We start from the raw sequence: 21,315 nt of genomic DNA on the forward strand, positions 1-21,315 counted from the left end.
ACCTGAGAAAGGGAGTTATACACACTGTAAACTATTTTTCACTTTTTGTTTACATAAACTTAACAGGTTATACAGCTGTTATTAACATTAGTACTACTTTTACACACATTCATCTAAAATATGACCCGAAATGTTGATTTCCTTGTAGTGGGTTCAGGGATAGCCGGATTAAGTTTTGCGCTCAAAGCCGCGAAGCATGGTAAGGTACTGATAGTTACAAAATCTAACGAAGACGAATCCAACACCAAATATGCCCAGGGGGGTGTTGCGGTGGTTGTGGATAAAAAAGAAGATTCTTTTGAAAAGCATATCCAGGATACCTTAATAAGTGGGGACGGGCTTTGCGACCGCGAAGTTGTTGAAGCAGTTGTTAAAGAAGGGCCCGAGCGCATCAATGAAATTATTGATTACGGAACTAATTTCGATAAGACAAACGAGGGTGTTTATGACCTGGCTAAAGAGGGGGGGCACTCCGAGTTTCGTGTGTTACATTACAAAGATGTAACTGGCTGGGAGATAGAGCGTTCACTTTTAGAGGAAATTCATAAAAACCCTAATATTGAGATACTTACACATTATTTTGCGGTTGATTTAATTACGCAGCACCATTTGGGCGAGCTGGTAGGTAAATCAAGTACTGATATTACCTGTTTCGGGATTTATGCGTTTAATACCGAAACTAAGATTGTAGAGAAGATCTTATCTAAAGTTACGGTAATGGCTGCTGGTGGTGCCGGGCATATTTACGCGGTTACTACAAATCCAACCATCGCTACCGGTGATGGTATTGCCATGGTTTATCGTGCTAAAGGTAAAGTACGTAATATGGAGTTCATGCAATTCCATCCAACAGCTTTGTATAATCCCGGCGAGTATCCTTCTTTTCTCATATCCGAAGCTGTACGCGGTTTTGGCGGCGTGTTAAAGCGCACTAATGGCGAGGAGTTTATGCACGAGTATGATGAGCGTAAATCCTTAGCACCCCGTGATATAACGGCAAGGGCTATTGATGCCGAGATCAAAAAATCGGGTGAAGATTTTGTTTATTTAGATGTAAGGCATCGCAGTAAAAAAGATATCCTGAACCATTTTCCTAATATTTATGCTAAATGCCTGGAGATTGGTATCGATATGACCAAAGATATGATTCCCGTTGCACCGGCTTGTCATTATATGTGCGGCGGTATAATGGTTGATCATGTTGGGCAGTCGTCTATATTAAGGTTGTATGCCTGCGGCGAATGCTCATCAACAGGCCTGCATGGCGCTAATCGCCTGGCTTCAAATTCTTTATTAGAGGCGTTGGTTTTTGCACACAGGATCTACGAAGACGCAATTAAGAATTTCGAAAATAATGTAATACCCGATAATATCCCGGATTGGGATGAGAAGGGCGTGCAGCTGTCAAACGAAGATATCCTGGTTACCCACAACGTACGCGAAATGCAGAAGCTGATGAATGACTACGTTGGTATCGTTCGTTCCGATTTCAGGCTGGACAGGGCTCTGCGGAGGTTAAAATTATTATACGAGGAAACTGAAGATTTCTATAAGAAAACTAAGCTATCGGTTAAACTTTGCGAGCTGCGTAACCTGATCCAGGTATCATTTATTGTCGTAAAATCGGCTATGTTGCGTAAAGAAAGCAGGGGATTACATTATACTACTGATTATCCTGAGCATGCTGACCAGGTGCAGGATACGGTGTTTTAGCCCCTCTAAATCTCCCCCGGTAGGGGAGACTTTTAAAGCCCTCCCAACCGGGGAGGGTTTGGGAGGGGTTGAGCGAAAAACGGGATTCGAACCCGCGGCCTTCAGTTTGGGAAACTGACGCTCTACCGACTGAGCTATTTTCGCTTGTTTTGTATTCAAACATAAAGAAAATTTCGGAATTCGGAATTTAGATTTCGGATTTTTAAACTATAATTTAACGATTAACTTATGCCATTAGTTCTTCCTGTAAAAGATAAAAGCCCTGTTTGGGGTAAGGATTGTTTTATTGCCGAAAACTGTACTATAGTAGGGGATGTGGTAATGGGTGATAATTGCTCGGTTTGGTTTAATGCGGTTATCAGGGGGGATGTGCATTACATCAAAATTGGCAATAATACCAATATCCAGGATGGCGCTGTGATCCACGCTACTTACTTAAAAGCGCCAACTAACATTGGTAGCAGTGTTTCTATAGGACATAATGCGCTTGTACACGGCTGTACTTTACATGATCATACATTGGTGGGCATGGGTGCAATTGTGATGGATCACGCGGTTGTAAATGAGTTTGTGATCATTGCTGCAGGCGCTGTAGTGCTGGAAAACACCATATGCGAATCTGGATATCTATATGCCGGCATCCCTGCAAAAAAAATAAAGCCCCTTACTGATGAGCAAAGGGCTATATTGAAGCAGCTGCCTCAAAATTATATCATGTATTCGGGCTGGTTTAAGGAGTAACTTTTTCCTTCGGAATAGTAACCGGCTCTTCTGCTTCCCAGTTTGGCCTCAACGTGATGAGTTTTTCATTTAACCAGATATTTTCGGGCTGTCGTTTTAATCGTACGTTACCGCTATCCCATTTGCCATTTTTATTCTCGTCGTAAATAATCCTAACATAATATTTAGCGGCCAAGATCCCTTTATATACCAATGAAGTGTTTTTGGTAATAGGGTCGCTTTGAATTAATTTTTTGTCTTCACTTAATAACTCAACCACATAGGCCTTGGAGGTATCAGGTACAGTTAACTTCACTGTGAGCTGGCTATAATTATCCAGCTTATTGATCTGGAATTTTTTAGACAGGCGTTTGTTTTTATCGCCATAAATATCCGTCAATGCACCTTCATTAAGTATCAGTTCATATTTACTGCTTTCCCGCCACCGGTATTTTAAATTGAGCAGTTTATAGTTGCCTGTATCTTTTTGAATGGTGTAATCGCTTGTAGCTACAGAATCTTCGTTTAAGGTAATTTGCGATTGCTCGAAGTTTTCGATAGGGATGCTTGCCGTGATCACCAAATTGCCGCCGGGTTTTAATTTACTGTCATTACCCATGTTATAGCTTGTTGTTACAACACGTGTAAAGCTTTCATTTTTACGTTTAAGCTGATAGATGGTATCTATAGGCTTGCCCTTGTCAAATATGGCCACACGCAGGGAGTCGAAGTTCATATTACGCAGATAAACAGATGCTGTATCTTTTGTACGTGAAAACGATACCTGTTTTCTATCATCCACATTGGCAGGATAAATTACTTTGATAGCCGGCTGTGTTAGCCCTTTATTAAATACCAATAATAGCTTACCATCAGTATCAAAGCGTTTTTCGGATACCCTGAATTTTTCAGGATCTTGTTTGAATAAGTTTAATTGGACGTTTGAAGTATCCGCCCGGAGATGAATAGGTTTTTTCAGGAAGGCGATCAGCTCTTCGTCGCGGTTAAAAATTTTATCCGGACTTGCTTCTTTTAGTGCATAGATGCGATAGTCATCTTCCCTCAAATTATTCAAAGCGAAATTTCCTGACGAATCGGTGAGGGCAAAAATAGACGGCTTCTTTTTTCCGAAGAGTGTGTCCTGCTTCACCGGGAAAATGAATACCAATACATCTTTCTCTTTTTCCTGGGTGAGGGTATTGGTTACCGTACCGCTGATGCTCAATGAATCGATGTGGCTACCGGTAGAAAAAACATATGTGAAATTTTTAAGGATGTTACTTTCATTCACATCTTGTATTGACTTTCCAAAATTGATAACGTAGGTAGTATTTTTTTGAAGGCTGTCCTTAAACTCAATTTTTAGTTTTCTTTTGTTTGATGAATACTCGGGTGGCTTCTCCATGGCCGGGCTCATGCTGATCTCCTGGTAAGCATTAGTGAGTTTGATGAATTCGTCAAATTCCAGGTCGATTTGTTTGGCGGCAAAATTCCTGGTTTTATTTCCGGGAATTGCCTTCACCAATTTGGGCGGGGTCTGGTCGCGCGGCCCTCCTTGCGGTGGTTGTTGGGCTGCGCATCCAAAAATGAATAAAACAATAAAAATCAGTATTGAATTTTTGTAAAAAATAGCCGTTTTTGTGTTTAACATAGTTTTTAGGCGATATAAGCGATTTTTATGTTTTTATGAGAAGTACTATTAAAAATTAAAAATAATTGATTTTAAAGGACTTTTTATAATTAATTAATTATCAGATATTTACGTTTTATCTAGATACATGAACCATCAAAACTGAAATATCCGAGGGTGAAACGCCCGAAATTCTTGAAGCCTGGCCTAAAGTGCGTGGTTTTATCCTCATCAATTTTTCGCGTGCTTCTTTGGAGAGCGATACCAAAGTGTGATAATCAAAATTTGGATTGATCTCGCGGTCTTCCATTTTTTTCATCCGGTCAACTATCTCCATTTCCTTGATGAAATAACTCTCATATTTGATTTTTATTTCAGCCTGCTCAATAGTTTCTTTATCATAGGCCGAAAGTAACTCGGCTAAAGGAGCGTCGGCAGTTTTAAGATCATTAAAGGTTACCTGTGGGCGGCTCAACAAATTGAATAGTTTGGTGCTTTGTGCAAGCGGACTCGTACCCAACTCCTCCATCAGGGTGTTAATTGTTGATGGATCGATGGACTTGTTTTTGGTATAAGCCACAATATCATCAGAGTTTTTAATCTTTTGATTTACTTTTTCCAAGCGCTCATCACTAATCAATCCCAATTCATGCCCCATTGGCGAGAGCCTGATGTCTGCATTATCCTGGCGCAATAACAACCGGTGTTCGGCTCTTGAGGTAAACATTCTGTATGGCTCCTCGGTACCTTTGGTTACCAAATCGTCTATCAAAACACCAATGTATGATTCTGCTCTTTTCAGGATCAATTCATGTTTATCATTAATTTTTTGATGCGCATTGATGCCCGCAATGAAGCCTTGTGAGGCTGCCTCTTCATAACCAGTCGTGCCATTGATCTGGCCGGCGAAGTATAGGTTGCTGATCTGTTTAGTTTCTAAGGTTAAACCTAATTGTGTAGGAGGGAAGAAATCGTACTCAATGGCATAACCCGGCCTGAACATTTTAGCGTTCTCAAAACCCGGAATCTTGGTGAGTGCTTTGTATTGTACATCCTCAGGTAAGGAGGTGGAGAAACCATTTACGTAGATCTCAACAGTATTTAAACCTTCCGGTTCAACAAAAATCTGGTGGCGATCGCGCTCGGCAAACCTGTTAATTTTATCTTCAATTGAAGGGCAATAACGGGGACCTAAACCTTTGATCCGACCGGTAAACATGGGTGATCTTTCAAAGCCTTCTTTCAATGTTTCGTGTACATCGGTATTGGTATAGGTGATCCAGCAGCAACGTTGTTCTTCTATAAATGGTACGTCGGTAAAGGAAAATTTGCCTCTTACGGGATCGCCCCATTGCTCTTCCATCAAGCTATAGTTTAAACTGCGACCGTCAACACGGGGTGGGGTACCGGTCTTCATTCTACCTGCTTCAAAGCCTAATTCAACCAATTGCTCGGTTAAACCTGTAGCTGCTTTTTCACCTGTACGTCCACCACCAAATCTTTTTTCGCCTATATGGATCACACCATTCAGGAAGGTTCCATTAGTTAATACAACAGCGTCCGCTTCAATTTCGATACCGATAGAGGTGCGTACACCTGTAACAGTATTGTTTTTTACCAGGAGAGAGGTGACCGTGTCCTGCCAGAAGTCAACGTTAGGGGTGCGTTCTAATGATAAACGCCACTCTTCAGCAAACCGCATACGGTCGCTTTGAGCACGCGGGCTCCACATTGCGGGGCCTTTTGATTGGTTAAGCATCCTGAACTGGATAGATGTTTTATCAGTTATAATGCCCGAATATCCACCCAAAGCATCTATCTCCCGCACTATTTGTCCCTTGGCAACTCCGCCCATTGCGGGGTTACAACTCATCTGTGCAATGGTACCCATATTCATAGTTATCAGTAAAACTGACGAACCTAAGTTAGCAGCAGCAGCGGTAGCTTCACAACCTGCATGCCCGGCACCTACTACTATTACATTATATTTCTTAAACATGTATCCTCCTTGTTCCACGTGGAACTTTTCTTTAAAGTCTTGAGTCGGAGTTCTAATTCTTAAGTTAAATAGTAATTTGACTTAAAGTTTGGAACTTTTGACTTTCAAAGGCATTCCCCACGGAACGTCTTTGTTATTATATTATTATTGAAGCTTTAGACTTGCAAATTATGCTTCAGAATAAACTGCAAAATTATCTCAATTAAACAGATGTTCCACGTGGAACCCTGAATAATGATATTAAAGCTACAAATGCCCAAATACTTTCTAATACCACAAAAGGGTAGAAGTTGATCATATACGAAGCATAACCACATGTGCCCGCTCCAATAAAGTTCATTAGGCTATAAATCTTGTTTTGAGCCGATAGTTTACCCGCCAAATTCAATAAAAAAGCTATCAAAAGGATGATAACACCCGTTGTTGCTATTATATCCGATGTTTTCATTATCCCTCGTTTAATTCAATTAATTCCATCCAACGGGCGCTTTTATCGTCCAGTTGTTTATTTAAAATATCTATTTGCTTTAATAAATCATCAAGCTTTTTAGGGTCGATGCCCGAAGCGTTCAGTTGATCACTCTTATCCTTAATGCTTGCTTCGATAGTATTGATCTCACCTTCTATGCTTTCAAGTTCTTTAGCTTCTTTAAAGCTTAGTTTGCTCTTTTTAGCTGCAGGTGCTTGTGTTTGCACTGCAGGAGCAGGTTTTTTAGCTTGTTGTTTTGCCTCTTCCAATTCAAGCCTGTACGATGAGTAGTTTCCATTAAAGATGCGTACATGGCCTTTCTCCTCCATAATGAAAAGCTGGTCGGTTAGTTTATCCAACAAATACCTATCGTGCGATACCATCATCAATACGCCGCCGTAGTTGGTTAAAAACTCTTCCAATACATTTAAGGTGTCTATGTCCAAATCGTTGGTGGGCTCATCCAGTATCAGGAAGTTCGGGTTCTTCATCAGGATGCTCATTAGCTGCAAGCGTTTCTTTTCACCACCGCTTAGTTTGGATATAAACCCGTATTGCTTGGCAGGAGGGAAGAGAAACAAGGTAAGCAAAGCAGAGGCTGAAATGGTTTTACCATCGGCCATGGTGATAAACTCCGCAACGTTTTTTACGATATCAATTACACGCTCATCTTCCTTAAAAGTAATACCTGCCTGGTGGAAATACCCTATTACCGTGGTTTCTCCTTTAACTACAGTTCCTTGATCGGGTTGTAAAGCGCCTGTGATGATATTTAATAAGGTCGATTTACCGCTGCCATTTTTACCGGCCAAACCAATCCGATCGCCTTTTTTAAATATATAACTGAAATTATTGATATAAGTGTTACCGTTGAATGATTTGTACAGGTGATCCATTTCCATGATCTTATTACCCTGGCGCGATGTTTTAACACTTAGTTCAACCTTATCGCGGATACCACCATTTTTGGTTTTTTCTTCCAACTCGTAATAAGCATCAATGCGGGCTTTTGATTTGGTACCACGGGCCTGGGGCTGGCGGCGCATCCATTCCAACTCTTTCCTTAGCAGGTTGGAGTTTTTTTGAAATGCTGCTTCATCCGCTGCTTCACGTTCTGCTTTCTTTTCAAGGTAATAACCGTAGCTGCCATTGTAAGGCTGGATCTTGCCACGATCGATCTCCAGGATCTCGTTACATACATTATCCAGGAAATACCTGTCGTGCGTAACCATCAATATGGTTTTGTTGCCTTCCGTTAATAATTTTTCCAGCCATTCTATCGTATCAATATCCAGGTGGTTGGTAGGCTCATCCAGTATATAAACTTCCGGGTCTTCAATAAGCAGCTTAGCTAAAGCTAAACGTTTCTTTTGCCCGCCCGATAGGGTAGTGATATGCTGATTGAGGTGGTGGATATCTAACCGGCCTAAAATAGTTTTGATTTTGTACTCATACTCCCAGGCATCAACCTCGCTCATCTCTTCCATTACCTTTTCAATGGCCTTAGTATTTTCAGGGTCGTTCTCCATCAGTTCCTCATACCTGCGGATGAGCTGCTGCTGCACATCATCGGCATGAAAAATATAATCGCTGATGGTAACCGCGTTTTTAAAGTTTGGGTCCTGCTCAAGGTAACCCATGTTAAGGTCGCGGGCTTGCACCACTTTACCCTCGGTAGGTTTTATAGTACCGCCCAATATTTTTAGAAGGGTAGATTTGCCGGCACCATTAACGCCTACAAGCGCAACCTTACGGCCGCGGTTAATACCTATGGTTACATTTTTAAATAACCAGTTGTCATGAAATTGATGGCCAAGGTTCTCGGCAGAAAGATAAGTACTCACTATAGTTGTTTTATTTTATCCGACTCGTATATAAATACACCAGTCGTTTGTTTTGTTGATTGTAGATACATGGCCATGGCAACGGTTGAGGCATCAATGCTTCGGTATTTTTTCCAGCTTCCAAAAAGCAATGGATTTATAACTTTCATTAAGCCGTTTAAAAATTTTTCCATTGGTCGGCTTTCCTGCCTGTCGCCGGCTAAAAAAGATGGCCTGTAAATATGAATAGCGGGGATACCCGTAGCTGTGATATCAGCTTCAGTTTCTCCTTTAGTTTTCGTATAAAAATTAACACCATTTATATCGGCTCCAATGGAGGATACCAAATGATATTGTTCAAGCCCGTTTTGCATGGCTAATTGCGCCAGTAATAACGGATAATCATGATCTATCTTGCGATATACAGCCAAATCAGGCGTTTTCTTTTTAGTTGATCCTAAACAGCAGAACAAAGCGTACCCATTCAGCTCGTTTTTGTATGTTTCGAGGTGTTCAAAGTCAATAACAAGCTGCTTTAATTTATGATGTTGAAGGGGTAATTTTTTTCTTACCAGGATCAACACTTCATCGTAATAGGCTTGTTCCAATAAAATTTGCAGGAGATGACTGCCAATAAGTCCGCTTGAGCCTGCAATAACAGCTTTTTTTGCCATTACTTATTGATTTTTCGCAAAAATACGCATAATTAAATTGTGGAATAAATATTGTGTGTTTAAACATATAGTTATATAATAACATGAAAACAATATTTTATCCCGAATCAGAACGGGGACATAACGATATAGGCTGGCTAAAGGCCAATTTTTCCTTCAGTTTTGCATCTTATTATAATCCCAAAAAAATGAATTTCGGAGCGCTGCGCGTTTTGAATGATGATATTATTGCTGCGGGCCGCGGTTTTGGAAGCCATCCGCATGATAATATGGAAATTATCACCATTCCTTTAAAAGGAGGGTTACAGCATAAAGATAGTATGGGCAATGTCGGGGTAGTTAATGCGGGTGAGGTACAGGTAATGTCGGCAGGTACCGGTGTATACCACTCAGAGTATAATGCCTCGCATACAGAGGAAGCAAATACCCTGCAGATCTGGCTTTTTCCGAAAGAAAGAAATATCCAGCCCCGTTACGATCAGATGAGTTTTAAAGACCGTTTTAAATTGAACGAGCTAACCACATTGATCTCGCCGCAAAAAAGCGAAAACACCCTTTGGGTAAACCAGGATGCCACATTTTCGATGGGTGAGTTTGAGGCGGGGCAAACAATAAATTATGATATTAAAACAAAAGGCAATGGCGCTTACGTGTTTGTGTTGGATGGAGCGGCTAAAATAAACAGCCAGGTTTTAAACAAAAAAGATGCGCTGGGCGTTTATGATACAAGTTCACTTACAATTATAACCGAAGAGCCCTCCCGTTTCCTGATCATTGACGTACCGATGTCATAATCAGTATTTAGCCTGAATCCATAAAGTGAATATTATTGAAAGTTCGAAAACAATTGAGCATTGCTTTGTTGTTGTTTACAATTATTTAAGATTCACTGATGGAAGCACAGCAGGAACTAAGCGGATGGAGGAAATGGCTGGAAGGCATAGGCGACTATGTGGTGTTCTTCTCACGTTTTTTCCGCAATATATTTACCGGCGGCTTTGAATGGTCGGAGTTTGTAAGGCAATGCTATGAAATAGGCTACCGGTCTATGATGCTGGTGGGCATTACCTCCTTTATTATGGGCCTGGTGCTTATTTTGCAGCTCAGGCCTTCGCTGGTAGATCTCGGCGCCGAAAGCATGTTGCCCAAAACATTGTCGGTAGCCCTTGTGCGCGAAATTGGGCCTGTTATTACGGCTATTATCTGTGCCGGCAAAATAGCATCGAGTATTGGTGCCGAGCTGGGCAGTATGAAAGTTACCGAACAGATTGATGCCATGGAAGTATCAGGTGCAAACCCCGTCCAATACCTGGTGGTAACGCGCATACTGGCAACCAGCTTTATGATTCCGCTATTAACCGTTATTGGCGATGCTATTGGGCTTTTTGGTGGTTTCCTGGCGCTCAACTTCACCGATAGCATTAGTTTTTCCCTCTATTTCAATAAATGTATAGCCTCGCTCGATTTTTCGGATCTGCTGCCTGCAGTTGCCAAAACGGTGCTTTTTGGGTTTGCGGTTGGTTTTGTGGGATGTTATAAAGGTTATCACTCTGATAAAGGCACTGAAAGTGTAGGCATAGCTGCAAACTCGGCCGTGGTAACTGCCTCCTTGTGGATTTTTATTATTGATGCGATAGCCGTTCAGATCACCAGTTTGTTATTTTATAAATGAGATGAAAGAAGCAAACCAACATACTGAAGCCGAAAAGGAACTATCAGCTCAAAAAAAAGAAGTGGTGATCCGCGCTAAGGGGATCAAAAAATCCTTTGGTAAAAAGCAGGTGCTTAAGGATATCAGTTTTGACTTAAAAAAGGGTGAAAATATCGTTGTACTGGGGAAATCAGGGCAGGGAAAATCGGTTACTATTCAGTGCGTTGTAGGTATGTTACAGCCCGATGGCGGCAGCCTGGAAGTATTTGGTGAAGATATTACCACGATGGACGATGATGAGCTTAAACAGCTTAGGATAAAGATAGGCTTCCTTTTTCAGGGCGGTGCCTTGTATGATTCCATGACGGTAAGGGATAACCTGGAGTTTCCGCTTACCAGGGTATTGAAGCTCAAAGACCAGAAAGAAATTAATAAAAAGGTTGAAGGTGTACTGGATGCAGTTGGTTTGCTCGATGCCATAGATAAAATGCCGTCAGATCTGTCGGGCGGGATGCGGAAAAGGGTAGGACTGGCCCGTACACTGATCGTTAACCCCGAAATTATGTTGTATGACGAGCCCACTACCGGGCTTGATCCCATAACATCCCGCGAGATCAGTGAACTGATTAACCGGCTGCAACGGAAGTATGAAATATCATCTGTCATCATTACCCACGACATGGAATGTGCCCGCATTACGGCCGACCGGATCCTGGTAATGGATGATGGTAAATATATAGCCGAGGGCTCGTACAAAGAGCTCGAAAAATCAGACAACGAAATGGTCAGATCATTTTTTAACGTATCAGCATGAAAACCACATCATCTCAAAAAATAAAAATAGGCCTGTTCACCTTTTTAGGATTGGCAGTGCTGTTGGTAGCTATTTTTTTAATAGGTAACCAAAAAAGCCTGTTCAATTCTACCTTTCATGTTTATGGACGGTTTAAAAATGTGAGCGGCCTGCAGGTAGGTAATAATGTACGCTTTGCGGGTATTAATGTGGGAGTGGTACAATCTATTAATATCGTGACCGATAGCTCGGTACGGGTGGACCTTACACTGAATAAAAGAGTTAAAAAGTTTATAAAAAAAGATTCGAAGCTGAGCATAGGCAGTGATGGTTTGATGGGGGATAAGCTGGTGGTAATTGCACCCGGCGGTATTGTTAGCCACGAGGAGATTGAAGATGGCGGCCGTTTAAGTTCGATAAACCCGGTCGACGTAGACAAGATCATTAATAAACTTACCCGCGTGGCCGATAACGCCGAATCATTAACCGAAAATTTAACCGGCATAGTCGCCAAGATTAATAATGGGCAGGGCAGTATTGGCCGCCTGTTGAACAGCGACAAAATGGCGCGCGACCTGGAAGGCACTGTTAAACAGGCCCGTACTACTATCAAAACAGTCCATACTACAACCAATACGCTTAATGAGGACCTTACCGCGGCCCAGCATAACTTTTTGTTAAGAGGTTTCTTTAACAAGAAGAAGAAGCGTGAACAACAAAGGCAGGACAGCATTAAAAAAGCCCAGGAGAAGATTAAAGAGGATAAGGAAAAAGCAGCGAAAGAAGCCCAAAAGCAAAAGGAAAAAGCAGCTAAGGAAGCTGCTGATAAGCAGAAGGATGGTAATTGATGATATAGAAAGGCAGTTAAGTTTTAATAAAAAAGGCGTCATTAAAGATTTCTCTAATGCCGCCTTTTTATTAGGAATTGAATTTTAAGTAGTTTCCAAATAGAGAATTAGTATAAATCTGGTTTTATAACAAACTTTTCCCACGGACCAGGGGCTTGTTTCGTGCAATTAATTTTTCCGCCACCGTTTGCCAAAACGGAAGTAACGCCTGTACCGTCCATTCTTAAGTAAGTGCCAGGAAAGGCCACTGATTGGATAACATATGTACCATCACTCTGTTTTATTACATTGAATTTTTCATACGGACCAACTGAATTTTGAAGATTTACAATGCCTCCACCCTGAGGGCCGGTTGGTACACCTGAGCCATCCATTCTTAAGAACAAGCCAGCAAATGCATTTGATTCAATAGTGTAAGTTCCGTCACTTTGTTTTGCAAACAACATTTTTTCAAAAGGTGCGGCAGTGAACTGACAATTGACAGTACCGCTACCAGAGGTGCTCGAAACGTAATTTGTACCATTTAATCTTAAATACACATTGTAAAATGCGTTCGACTTAACGGTTGCCAGCGTATTTGATAAATGAACATGTTTGTTTGCTAAATATTGGTCAATATAGTTTTTAACCGCAGTACTTTTAGCAGGATCATCAATAAGATCGGATAACAGAATTATGTTTGTTGCACTGTTACCCAATTGAATAAAAGCAGCATTTTCTCGAGTACAGCTACTTTGCCAGTTTGCTATGCTGATTTTTGGAGCTGAATTATCCAGCACAATTTCGCCGAATAGCCCCTTAGTACCATCGCCTCCGACTGTTTCATAATATATTGTTTGATCAAAATTTGAATTTATCAGCGAATCTTGGTAAGATATATTAGTAGATGCTCCAAAAATTCCAAATAAACCTTTAGCTTCTGCACCTGCTTTTACAGACAAGGCTCTGTCTTTAATGGTGGTTTGAGAACGATAATATAAACTCAATTTAGCACCTAAAATAATATCTGTTAAAACGTGTGTACCATACTTAGTAACAAGCTGCTGAGGAGTCATGCTATTCACATCAGATTTAAATACAGGAGTTAAATAAGTTGACTTTATCAGGCTTAATGGAGCATCAAATCTTAGCCGTTTTTGTCTGATTATTAATGAGGCGTCTGCATATGAATACTTCGAAGATAAGGAACTGAATTCATGAAACTTTTCACTAACTGTACCACTAAATGCGCCCACTGTTAAGGATGCACCAGTAGAATACGAAAGGTTTTGTGAATAATCTTCTGCAGTTGAACCCGAATGAGATTCTGAGTATTGTGTAACATTTAAGTCGGTCACGACCCTGTTTGATTCTGCCTGTGCAATTTTTGCAATATCTACAACCTGATAGGTGGTTGAGTTTGAACTTGCATATTCACCGGTCACATCGTAGCCAAAACCCAACAAATCATATAGGGGATCACCTGCTGATTGAGTTGTTAGTTTTTTAGGTTTAGTGGATTGATTAAGGCTAAAATCGTTTTTCTTGCAGCTGGTGAAGGTTGAAGTGATCGCAATCGCAGAGCAGGTAATTAACAGCTTGAGATTTAGGTTTTTTTTCATATTTATTATAATGTTTAAGTTGGCGCAAACTTATATTATAAAATTCATATTTCACAATAGTTAATAATATATTTAATCCTTGATTAATTATTGATGAATATGCCTCTTTTTAAGAATAGAATTGCGGGTTTTTATTCATAAATATTTGACTGTAAATATTTTATATTTATAATTTCTTATGGTTTATGCTCGATTGAAAGAAAACTTTTTTGGAAAATATTTTATAATTTAATGCTAATCCGGTTGGCGTTGATATCATCTTCGAAAATTACTCCCTTGTAAGTGCCTCACTTAAGGACGGGATATAGGCTGTTCAAATTAAATGACTATCCCAATTGGTCATCGCTTCAATGTGCCACGTGGAACACTTATAAATTGAATGTTATTCCCCCAAACACCCTAAAGCCATTTCTGTACGCCCCGTTCATCTGTGTTTTATCCACCTCGCCGCTATTGAGATAAAGCTCATCGGTACCATTACCTGTTTGCCAGTGCAGGTATCCGCCACCAGCCTGAATGGCTATATGATTTGTGATTGAATAAGCTAATGCGCCGTTCATATTTAACCCATATCCGTTGGCATGGTGCCGGTAGCTAACCGGGTGTTGAAAAGAGGTAATGAGGTTCCAGTTGCCCAGGGCATTATAACCGACCTGGTTATAGGTGATAGCGGCATTAAACTTCAGTTTTTCAGTAAGTTTTAAAGATGCAATGGCTTTAATGAATACGCCTTTCCATTTAGTTTGGTAGCTGCTGTTCAAGTTCGGAAAGCGGTTACCACTACCATATAAATAAAGGGACTGCCGGTTATCGCTGTATCCTGCATAAGGTATAAAGCTAAATTGTTCATTATCAACTAATTTGTAACCTGCACCAAGCGCCCAACCCTGTGTGCTCCCCTTGCCAGCATCAAATGTTTCATTATAGGTATTACCGGTACGGTTATCGGTGCTATAGTCCGAATCATTTACCGAGCCCGAGGTGATAAACTGCCAGGCGTAATCTGCATAAATGTTAAATCGTTGATATACATTATATTGTAATGAGGCTTCAACACTTTGCCCGCTCAGCTTTGTCCATTTCAGCTCCGAAAAAACATTGGGGCTTTGACCATTGCTATTGCCAGCTATCGACCAGTGAAAATTCTCGCGCTGATAGCCATCGGTAAGATTAAACTCCAATTTGTTTCTGCCCGATTGGGCATATAATGTACGCAGGCCTATTATTAACCACAGAAAGCAAAAGCCGGTAAATTTTTTCATGGCAGGTTTATATAGCAAGTAAGCCTGCCCTTTTAAAAAGAGCAGGCTAAATATATCATTTTAAATTATTGGTTTACGCCAAAAGCCTCCCAGCCCGATGCTGTTGCACGGTTACACGTCATGGGTTGTGTACCGTTTTCGCTGGAAATAAATTTGCCGTTGTTGCCCCTGAAGGTAACCTTACCATCGGTGGTAGGCACCCAGTCAAATTTTTCCCAGTCGCCTATAGTAGTACGGTTACAGGTAATGGCTTGTGTACCGTTTTCGCTTGATACGTATTTACCCATTGCCTGAAGAGCAACTTTACCGCCCCCGGCATCAACTACAGTAAATTGCTCCCATGCTGATGCAGTAGCACGGTTACAATTCATGGCTTGTGTGCCATTTTCGCTGCTAACATATTGGTTATTAAAACCTTTTAAAGTGATAGTTTGACCAATAGGAGGGTTTGTACTGGTGCCCGACAGGTCATAAACCCGTACATAATCAACCACCATGTTGCAAGGCAATGCACTATCATTGATGGTGTTACCCGGCAAATCTCCGCCGATGGCGAGGTTAAGGATAATAAAGAACGGATTATGAAATGCGCCGGTATTGTTGATATTATTGGCAATATTACCGGTTACATACAGCGTATTGTCCACATACCAGCGAATAGAATTGGTATCCCACTCAACCGCGTAGGTATGGAAACCTGTTGGCGTTGTGGTGGTACTGCCGCCATATTGTACGTGGCCGCCGTTGTTGTACCAATGCATAGTGCCCAAGATGGTATTGGAGGTGTTTACCTGCTCCATAATGTCAATTTCGCCGCATTGCGGCCAGTTTACAGTACCGATGTTTGCGCCCAGCATCCAGAAGGCGGGCCATGTACCTTGTACTGCCGGCAGCTTAATGCTTGCCTCAATACGACCATAGGTAGGCTGGAATTTACCTGCTGTAGTCAGTTTGGCCGATGTATAAGGCTGGCCTCCAACGGATTGCTTGCGGGCAGTAATGGTAAGGAAACCGCCTGATACCGTGGCGTTTGCCGACTGGTAATATTCCTTTTCGTTATTAACGCCGGGGTTGCCGTTATCAATGTTCCAGTTGGCGGTGTTAACGCTGGTGCCGTTAAATTCGTCGCTCCAAAGCAATGTGCCTGCTCTTGGTGTGGTGCTTGAACTGCCTGTTTTTTCATCGTTTGTTTTAATGGAAGGTGATGGTCTGTTCAAGTCCTTGCTGCAGGACGAAATTAAAAGCATTAATGCCGATGCAGTAGCGGCACTCTTCGCAAAATTTAAAAGTTGTTTCATAATGATAGTATTGGTGAATAATTAATTGGTTTTGCAGGTAATTACTGGTTTACACCAAAAGCCTCCCAGCCTGACGCCGTTGCACGGGTGCAGGTCATGGGTTGTGTACCGTTCTCGCTGGATATAAATTTGCCGTTATTGCCGCGGAGGGTAACCTTGCCATCGGTTGTGGGGATCCAGTCAAATTTTTCCCAGTCGCCAAAAGTTGTGCGGTTGCAGGTTATGGCCTGTGTCCCGTTTTCTGAGGATACGTATTTATTCATGGCCATCAAGGCTATTTTGCCTCCACCGGCATCAACCACGGTAAATTGTTCCCATGCTGAGGCGGTAGACCGGTTGCAATTCATGGCCTGCGTGCCGTTTTCGCTGCTTACGTACAGGTTATTAAAGCCTTTAAGGGTGATGACTGAACCTATGGGCGGGCCTGATGCTGAACTTTGGGTGCCGGTCCATTTAAAGGTTGCTACAGCGCCGGCGGCTAACGTGTAAGTAAAAGATTCCGCGCCCCATTTAACTTTAAAGCTTACGCTTGATGAGCCATTATTAAGGGCGATGAGTACTTTGCTGCCGTCAGAATTTTTGAAGGCCACGTTTTGGATACTGCCCGATAAATTGGAAGAAATCCGCACAGCGCCCGGGCGTACAAACCGCGATGCATGACCGATAATGTAATAACCAACATTTCGGGTAATAGAAGTACCGCTAACAGTGATACCTCCCAAACAGGTACTGCAGCCGCCCGGTGTATGCGGATTGTTGTTTGGGTCGGAGGCCAGGTTCCATTCCAAAACATTGCGGCTCCAGTTGCGGGTAGCACCAATAATGAGCGTGTTAACATGCCATGACAGATCGCCGCCAAAATTGCTTGGTGCGCCAACCCATTGCTCGGTGAAATAAACGTTTTTGTTGGGATAGGCGTTGTGTACATCAGTTAGTGAGCTGATATTGCCCGCATACAGGTGAAACGCTGATCCGTCAACATAGGGATTGGCACCGCCATCAGCTAACACGGTTTCGGGATAATCAATCCTGTCGGTGTTGTGGTCGTAGGCAATGATCTTGGTTTGAAAGCCTGCCGCCCTGATTTGCGGGCCGAGGTTGTTTTTAATAAAATTGGCCTGCTCATCCGGCTGCATTACCATACTTGGGTTGTTGTATGGGTTAAGCGGTTCATTTTGAGGGGTAATGGCATCAATGGTAATTCCCTGGGCCTGCATGGCCTGCAGGTATTTTACAAAATAGCGGGCATAGGCGTCATAATAACCTGCTGCTGTATTGAGGCTGCCGCCGGTATAGCCGTTATTGCCGGTGGTGTTTACCTTCATCCAGGTAGGGGCTGTCCATGGGGTAGCTATAATTTTGATAGATGGGTTTATGGCGATGATCTTTTTCAGGATCGGTAGCAGGTCCTGGTTTTCGGCGCTGATACTGAAGTTGTTCATGTTAAAATCGCCGGCGGTTTGGTTGTAGGTGAAATCGCTTGAGCTAAGATCGGAGGCACCGATGCTGATCCGGATATAGCTGATCCCGATCTGGCCGTTAGCTGTGCCGAAAAGCTCGTTAAGCACATTGGTTTGGTTGGCGCCAAGGCCGTTAAGTAGTCCGGCACTGCCCCCGGTTAAAGTAAAGCCGAAACCGTCTATTCCCTGGTAGGTTTGGTTTTCGTCTACTGTAATAGTTGTTGCATTAGTACCGGCATCGGCACTAAAATTAAAGCTGGCTTGTGCCTGTAAAAGCTTTGATTGATCGGCAGTAGTAACCCAGGCATTCACTACTTCGTTAGCGGCCCGCGCTATAGTGCCGCTTGTTTTTTGATTGGGTGCGTCGTTGTTGTTCACATTCTTTTTACAGGAGCAAAAAGCAGCGGCGGAGAACAGGGCGAGGACTGCAAACCGCTTTAATTGGCAATTGATTTTCATTGAGTTGTTTATTTAGTTGATTTGATATTCAAAAAAATATCACATAAACCCCTATGCAACAATTCAATATTTGTAACAATATTTAACTGTTGCTTAAGTATATCAAAGTATTGCTCAGGGCAAATACGCCCGACCGATACTGTTTTCCATGAAGAAGGTCTATGTGTAGCTTAAAATTGGCATTACAAATCTACAGTAATTTAAACGGATCAATCAAGAAAAATGTTCATAATTAATTGATTTATAGTGTATTATGAATTATTTAATACGCTTGCATCGCAGTGTTAAAAAGGACAAAAATTAGTTTAAATGGCCTGTGCAACGTTTCTGTTGCGATGAAATTTTTTTTGTGATACGCTTACTTCGCAATTAATTTTAAGGAAAAAAGAAGGGTGTATAACTATAGGCTATATATGCGCAGATATATTTAGACGCGAATAGATTTGTAAACTTTTTTAGGACGATACAATTGGAGGTTGAGGTATCGTATTAATTTAACTTTTTCCAGAAAGCGCAAGTCATCGTCCCTCATGCCAGCCGCACAAGACTTGCTTCAAAAAGGGGAAGACGCGAAAATGGACATTCTGCCAAGCAGAATGTCCATTTTCGCGTCTCGTTTACGCTCAGTTACGGCATCTTATCTTTCAGTTCTTTTTCCTTTTCCCGTTCTTCATCCTTCAGCCGCCGTTTTTCCTGCCGTACTTCTTTTCGTGTCCGGCCGCCGGTGGTATCAACAGCGTCAATCTTGAGTTTATATTCGGCTTTAAGTGCTTCTATCTGGGCTTTGATCTGCTCCTTTATCGTTTGTTCTTTTTGTTTCAATTTTTCCTCGGCCTTTTCCTCGGTGGTATCTTTTTTACCAAAAAGGCGCTGGAAAAAGTTAGGCCTTTTTACAGGCTCTTCAACAACTGGTAAAATACCATCGTCATCTGCTCCGCCTTGTTTCATAAGGCTATCGGCTGTAGCAGTATCAACAGGGGCAATCTGGCGGCGCAGGCCTTCCCTTAACCGCACTTCGTAAAATCCGTAAGCATTGGTATCCCGGGCGGTATAACCCTTCATAGCCATCAGTTTACCAATCAGGTTAAAGTAGCCATGCAGTCCCGGTCGTAAGGTGCCATCAGGCTGAAAGGCGTATAAACCGCCTTTAGGGTAGGGGACAATGCTGGCCAGGTAAATACTTTCTCCCAAACTAAGTTCAGACGGCGATTTACCAAAGTAATAATGCGAAGCCTCGCCAATACCGTAAATGTTACGGCCCCATTCAATAATGTTAAAGTAAACCTCCAGCATCCTGTCTTTGGTCATGATGCGGTTATTTTCAATAAGCCATACAATCAGGATCTCTTCTATTTTGCGCGACAGGGTTTTCTCCCGGCTCAGGTAGGCGTTTTTAACCAGCTGCTGTGATATACCACTGCCGCCGCGTTTATATTTCTTTGTTTTAAAATCGGTAGCTATTGATTTACGGATGGCCTCCATTACAAAGCCATGATTGGTGTAAAAAGATGGATCTTCAGCTGTCATTACCGCGTTTCTCAAATTGGGTGAGATCTGCTGCAGCGGCGTAAACTCCGGGTTTTCGGGGCCTATCAGGTGCGGGGCCATTGGTTTGCCCTTTTCATATGGTGTATATACAAAGGGGCTGTTAAGCTTGGTTAAATCGGTGCGTCCAAATTTCAGGATCCGGAAGTTATCTTTATCCATGCCCGAGTCAAATATCAAATCGTCGGGCTTTGAAGAATCCATGTAAAAATTCATGTGGTAATTCAGCTTGCCGGCAACCTGGATCCCGTCAAGGGCATCAAACATCCCCGTAGGAAACGAATCGAAAATATCAGCCGCATTAAGCCAGCCGGTATTGAGCTTCAGCTCATAAATTTTTACCGGGTTAAGTGTGTACTTAACGTATGGGTGCGCCGTTAATTTTTTAATATGGATAAGCGAAGTACTATCAATAGATATATAATTAGTGCCTACTTTAACATCGGCATCAATAGCAGCCGCGGGTAATACAATATCAGTAGACGAAATGCCCGGATGGCGAATAAGCAGGTTTTTAACCGACCATGAACCCGAGATCCTGGTTTCCCCGCTACTGTGATCCTCCTCTGTAAGTTTGGTTTGCAGCGTATCAAAATTAAGCTTCAGGTTAAATTTCTTTTCGATGATAGGCAGCTCTACTTTTTTGCCATCGGCATAAAGCATTACGTCGATATCCTTATCGGACGGATGCATTTTGCCGGCGAAATGCCAGGTGGCTTCCCCGTCATTAACCTTTATGGTTGAGCTCAGTTGCCCGTCTTTGATCAGTGCTGTTTGCGCTAAAAGTTTAAGTTGATCGCTGTCGCTCTTAAAACTGATCCTGAAATTATGGAGCGATAAGTTATCCGGGATCTTATAAAGCAGCTGGTTGATCAGGTTATCGGCAAGATGGCTCAAATCGGCTTTGGTGTCTGTAGCTGTTGAGTCCTTTTTCTTTTTGAAAAGGAAATCGAAATTCTTAACGCCGTTTTTATTAACAAGGCTAATGAAGCCATCCTGCAATACCACATCTGATAGTTTTACCTCACCAAGCACCAGCGGCATTATCCGTACACTTACCACAAAGTTTTTGATGTTCAATAAGCTATCGCGGCCATCCGGTACGATACTGATATCCGAGAATGAAACGGTGCTGAGGCCCGTAAACTTAGCCGATCCTATTTTTACATCTAAATTATAATCCCTCTTTGCTTTTAATTTAGCTTTGTCAATGGCTTTTTCGAGCAGGGCTCCACGTTTTGAGTAGGCAACATATCCGCCGATTAGCAGAATAAGAATTAAGGGAACGAGAATGTATGCGGCTATGCGTATATATTTAGGATTAAGGCGCTTCATTTGTTAATTTTATCCAAAACTAAACTAAATCTTAT

The 21,315-nt window shown here is 42.0% G+C and carries 16 protein-coding genes and 1 tRNA gene; 6 read left to right on the forward strand and 11 right to left on the reverse strand.

Annotated elements, in window-relative coordinates:
• The first annotated feature begins 120 nt into the window (after positions 1-120).
• Positions 121-1,713, forward strand: a complete 1,593-nt coding sequence (nadB, locus tag ACEN82_RS25145; protein ID WP_413320969.1) for an L-aspartate oxidase — start codon at positions 121-123, stop codon at positions 1,711-1,713.
• Between the two features lie 71 nt (positions 1,714-1,784).
• On the opposite strand, the gene ACEN82_RS25150 is transcribed toward nadB, so the two are convergent.
• Positions 1,785-1,857: transfer RNA gene (locus ACEN82_RS25150), tRNA-Gly, on the reverse strand.
• Between the two features lie 84 nt (positions 1,858-1,941).
• On the opposite strand from ACEN82_RS25150, the gene ACEN82_RS25155 reads away from it, so the two are divergent.
• Entirely contained in the window at positions 1,942-2,454 is a 513-nt protein-coding gene (locus ACEN82_RS25155; RefSeq protein ID WP_413320968.1) for a gamma carbonic anhydrase family protein, read from the forward strand.
• On the opposite strand, the gene ACEN82_RS25160 is transcribed toward ACEN82_RS25155, so the two are convergent.
• From ACEN82_RS25160 to ACEN82_RS25180, 5 genes are all read right to left on the reverse strand, one after another.
• Positions 2,444-4,084, reverse strand: coding sequence for an Ig-like domain-containing domain (locus ACEN82_RS25160; RefSeq protein ID WP_413320967.1), 1,641 nt, complete (start codon positions 4,082-4,084; stop codon positions 2,444-2,446). The two genes, ACEN82_RS25155 and ACEN82_RS25160, sit on opposite strands and share 11 nt — an antisense overlap.
• A 115-nt stretch (positions 4,085-4,199) precedes the next feature.
• Positions 4,200-6,062 (reverse strand): tRNA uridine-5-carboxymethylaminomethyl(34) synthesis enzyme MnmG, encoded by a 1,863-nt coding sequence (mnmG, locus tag ACEN82_RS25165; RefSeq protein WP_413320966.1) that lies wholly within the window; start codon positions 6,060-6,062, stop codon positions 4,200-4,202.
• 202 nt (positions 6,063-6,264) lie between these two features.
• The gene (locus ACEN82_RS25170) at positions 6,265-6,510 is read right to left on the reverse strand and encodes a CBU_0592 family membrane protein (RefSeq protein ID WP_413320965.1); all 246 of its coding nucleotides are present in this window, start codon (positions 6,508-6,510) and stop codon (positions 6,265-6,267) included.
• On the reverse strand, positions 6,510-8,375 hold the full coding sequence (locus tag ACEN82_RS25175; protein ID WP_413320964.1) for an ABC-F family ATP-binding cassette domain-containing protein: 1,866 nt from the start codon (positions 8,373-8,375) through the stop codon (positions 6,510-6,512). The genes ACEN82_RS25170 and ACEN82_RS25175 overlap by 1 nt, the downstream gene beginning before the upstream one ends.
• A complete protein-coding gene (locus tag ACEN82_RS25180) occupies positions 8,375-9,028 on the reverse strand; it encodes an oxidoreductase (protein WP_413320963.1) in 654 nt (217 codons plus the stop codon). Before ACEN82_RS25180 ends, ACEN82_RS25175 begins: the two co-directional genes overlap by 1 nt.
• A gap of 83 nt (positions 9,029-9,111) precedes the next feature.
• Between ACEN82_RS25180 and ACEN82_RS25185 the strand changes: the two genes are divergently transcribed.
• The 4 genes from ACEN82_RS25185 to ACEN82_RS25200 all read left to right on the forward strand — a co-directional run bounded on the left by ACEN82_RS25185 (position 9,112) and on the right by ACEN82_RS25200 (position 12,320).
• A complete protein-coding gene (locus ACEN82_RS25185; RefSeq protein ID WP_413320962.1) occupies positions 9,112-9,822 on the forward strand; it encodes a pirin family protein in 711 nt (236 codons plus the stop codon).
• Between the two features lie 98 nt (positions 9,823-9,920).
• The gene (locus ACEN82_RS25190) at positions 9,921-10,700 is read left to right on the forward strand and encodes an MlaE family ABC transporter permease (RefSeq protein ID WP_090532750.1); all 780 of its coding nucleotides are present in this window, start codon (positions 9,921-9,923) and stop codon (positions 10,698-10,700) included.
• Position 10,701: 1 nt separating this feature from the next.
• Complete coding sequence (locus tag ACEN82_RS25195) at positions 10,702-11,493, forward strand: ABC transporter ATP-binding protein (RefSeq protein WP_413320961.1); 792 nt, start codon at positions 10,702-10,704, stop codon at positions 11,491-11,493.
• A complete protein-coding gene (locus ACEN82_RS25200; RefSeq protein ID WP_413320960.1) occupies positions 11,490-12,320 on the forward strand; it encodes an MlaD family protein in 831 nt (276 codons plus the stop codon). The genes ACEN82_RS25195 and ACEN82_RS25200 overlap by 4 nt, the downstream gene beginning before the upstream one ends.
• A 107-nt stretch (positions 12,321-12,427) precedes the next feature.
• On the opposite strand, the gene ACEN82_RS25205 is transcribed toward ACEN82_RS25200, so the two are convergent.
• From ACEN82_RS25205 to ACEN82_RS25225, 5 genes are all read right to left on the reverse strand, one after another.
• Positions 12,428-13,921 (reverse strand): MAC/perforin domain-containing protein, encoded by a 1,494-nt coding sequence (locus ACEN82_RS25205; protein WP_188833763.1) that lies wholly within the window; start codon positions 13,919-13,921, stop codon positions 12,428-12,430.
• 368 nt (positions 13,922-14,289) lie between these two features.
• The gene (locus ACEN82_RS25210; protein WP_413320959.1) at positions 14,290-15,183 is read right to left on the reverse strand and encodes a hypothetical protein; all 894 of its coding nucleotides are present in this window, start codon (positions 15,181-15,183) and stop codon (positions 14,290-14,292) included.
• 65 nt (positions 15,184-15,248) lie between these two features.
• A complete protein-coding gene (locus ACEN82_RS25215) occupies positions 15,249-16,481 on the reverse strand; it encodes a family 16 glycosylhydrolase (protein WP_495644035.1) in 1,233 nt (410 codons plus the stop codon).
• Between the two features lie 41 nt (positions 16,482-16,522).
• Positions 16,523-18,400: a glycoside hydrolase family 30 beta sandwich domain-containing protein gene (locus ACEN82_RS25220; protein ID WP_413320957.1), complete on the reverse strand. Its 1,878-nt coding sequence runs from the start codon at positions 18,398-18,400 to the stop codon at positions 16,523-16,525.
• A 627-nt stretch (positions 18,401-19,027) separates the two neighbouring features.
• On the reverse strand, positions 19,028-21,280 hold the full coding sequence (locus tag ACEN82_RS25225) for a transglycosylase domain-containing protein (protein ID WP_413320956.1): 2,253 nt from the start codon (positions 21,278-21,280) through the stop codon (positions 19,028-19,030).
• Between the last annotated feature and the right edge of the window lie 35 nt (positions 21,281-21,315).

Source organism: Mucilaginibacter sp. Mucisp73 (genome assembly GCF_059491465.1).

Excerpts from the sequence above, each read along its gene's own strand:
- ACEN82_RS25215 (WP_495644035.1), bottom strand. The coding sequence starts at position 16,481 with ATGAAACAACTTTTAAATTTTGCGAAGAGTGCCGCTACTGCATCGGCA.
- ACEN82_RS25225 (WP_413320956.1), bottom strand. The coding sequence starts at position 21,280 with ATGAAGCGCCTTAATCCTAAATATATACGCATAGCCGCATACATTCTC.
- ACEN82_RS25210 (WP_413320959.1), bottom strand. The coding sequence starts at position 15,183 with ATGAAAAAATTTACCGGCTTTTGCTTTCTGTGGTTAATAATAGGCCTG.
- ACEN82_RS25180 (WP_413320963.1), bottom strand. The coding sequence starts at position 9,028 with ATGGCAAAAAAAGCTGTTATTGCAGGCTCAAGCGGACTTATTGGCAGT.
- ACEN82_RS25200 (WP_413320960.1), top strand. The coding sequence starts at position 11,490 with ATGAAAACCACATCATCTCAAAAAATAAAAATAGGCCTGTTCACCTTT.
- ACEN82_RS25160 (WP_413320967.1), bottom strand. The coding sequence starts at position 4,084 with ATGTTAAACACAAAAACGGCTATTTTTTACAAAAATTCAATACTGATT.
- nadB (WP_413320969.1), top strand. The coding sequence starts at position 121 with ATGACCCGAAATGTTGATTTCCTTGTAGTGGGTTCAGGGATAGCCGGA.
- ACEN82_RS25170 (WP_413320965.1), bottom strand. The coding sequence starts at position 6,510 with ATGAAAACATCGGATATAATAGCAACAACGGGTGTTATCATCCTTTTG.
- ACEN82_RS25185 (WP_413320962.1), top strand. The coding sequence starts at position 9,112 with ATGAAAACAATATTTTATCCCGAATCAGAACGGGGACATAACGATATA.
- ACEN82_RS25220 (WP_413320957.1), bottom strand. The coding sequence starts at position 18,400 with ATGAAAATCAATTGCCAATTAAAGCGGTTTGCAGTCCTCGCCCTGTTC.
- ACEN82_RS25195 (WP_413320961.1), top strand. The coding sequence starts at position 10,702 with ATGAAAGAAGCAAACCAACATACTGAAGCCGAAAAGGAACTATCAGCT.
- ACEN82_RS25190 (WP_090532750.1), top strand. The coding sequence starts at position 9,921 with ATGGAAGCACAGCAGGAACTAAGCGGATGGAGGAAATGGCTGGAAGGC.
- ACEN82_RS25155 (WP_413320968.1), top strand. The coding sequence starts at position 1,942 with ATGCCATTAGTTCTTCCTGTAAAAGATAAAAGCCCTGTTTGGGGTAAG.
- mnmG (WP_413320966.1), bottom strand. The coding sequence starts at position 6,062 with ATGTTTAAGAAATATAATGTAATAGTAGTAGGTGCCGGGCATGCAGGT.
- ACEN82_RS25205 (WP_188833763.1), bottom strand. The coding sequence starts at position 13,921 with ATGAAAAAAAACCTAAATCTCAAGCTGTTAATTACCTGCTCTGCGATT.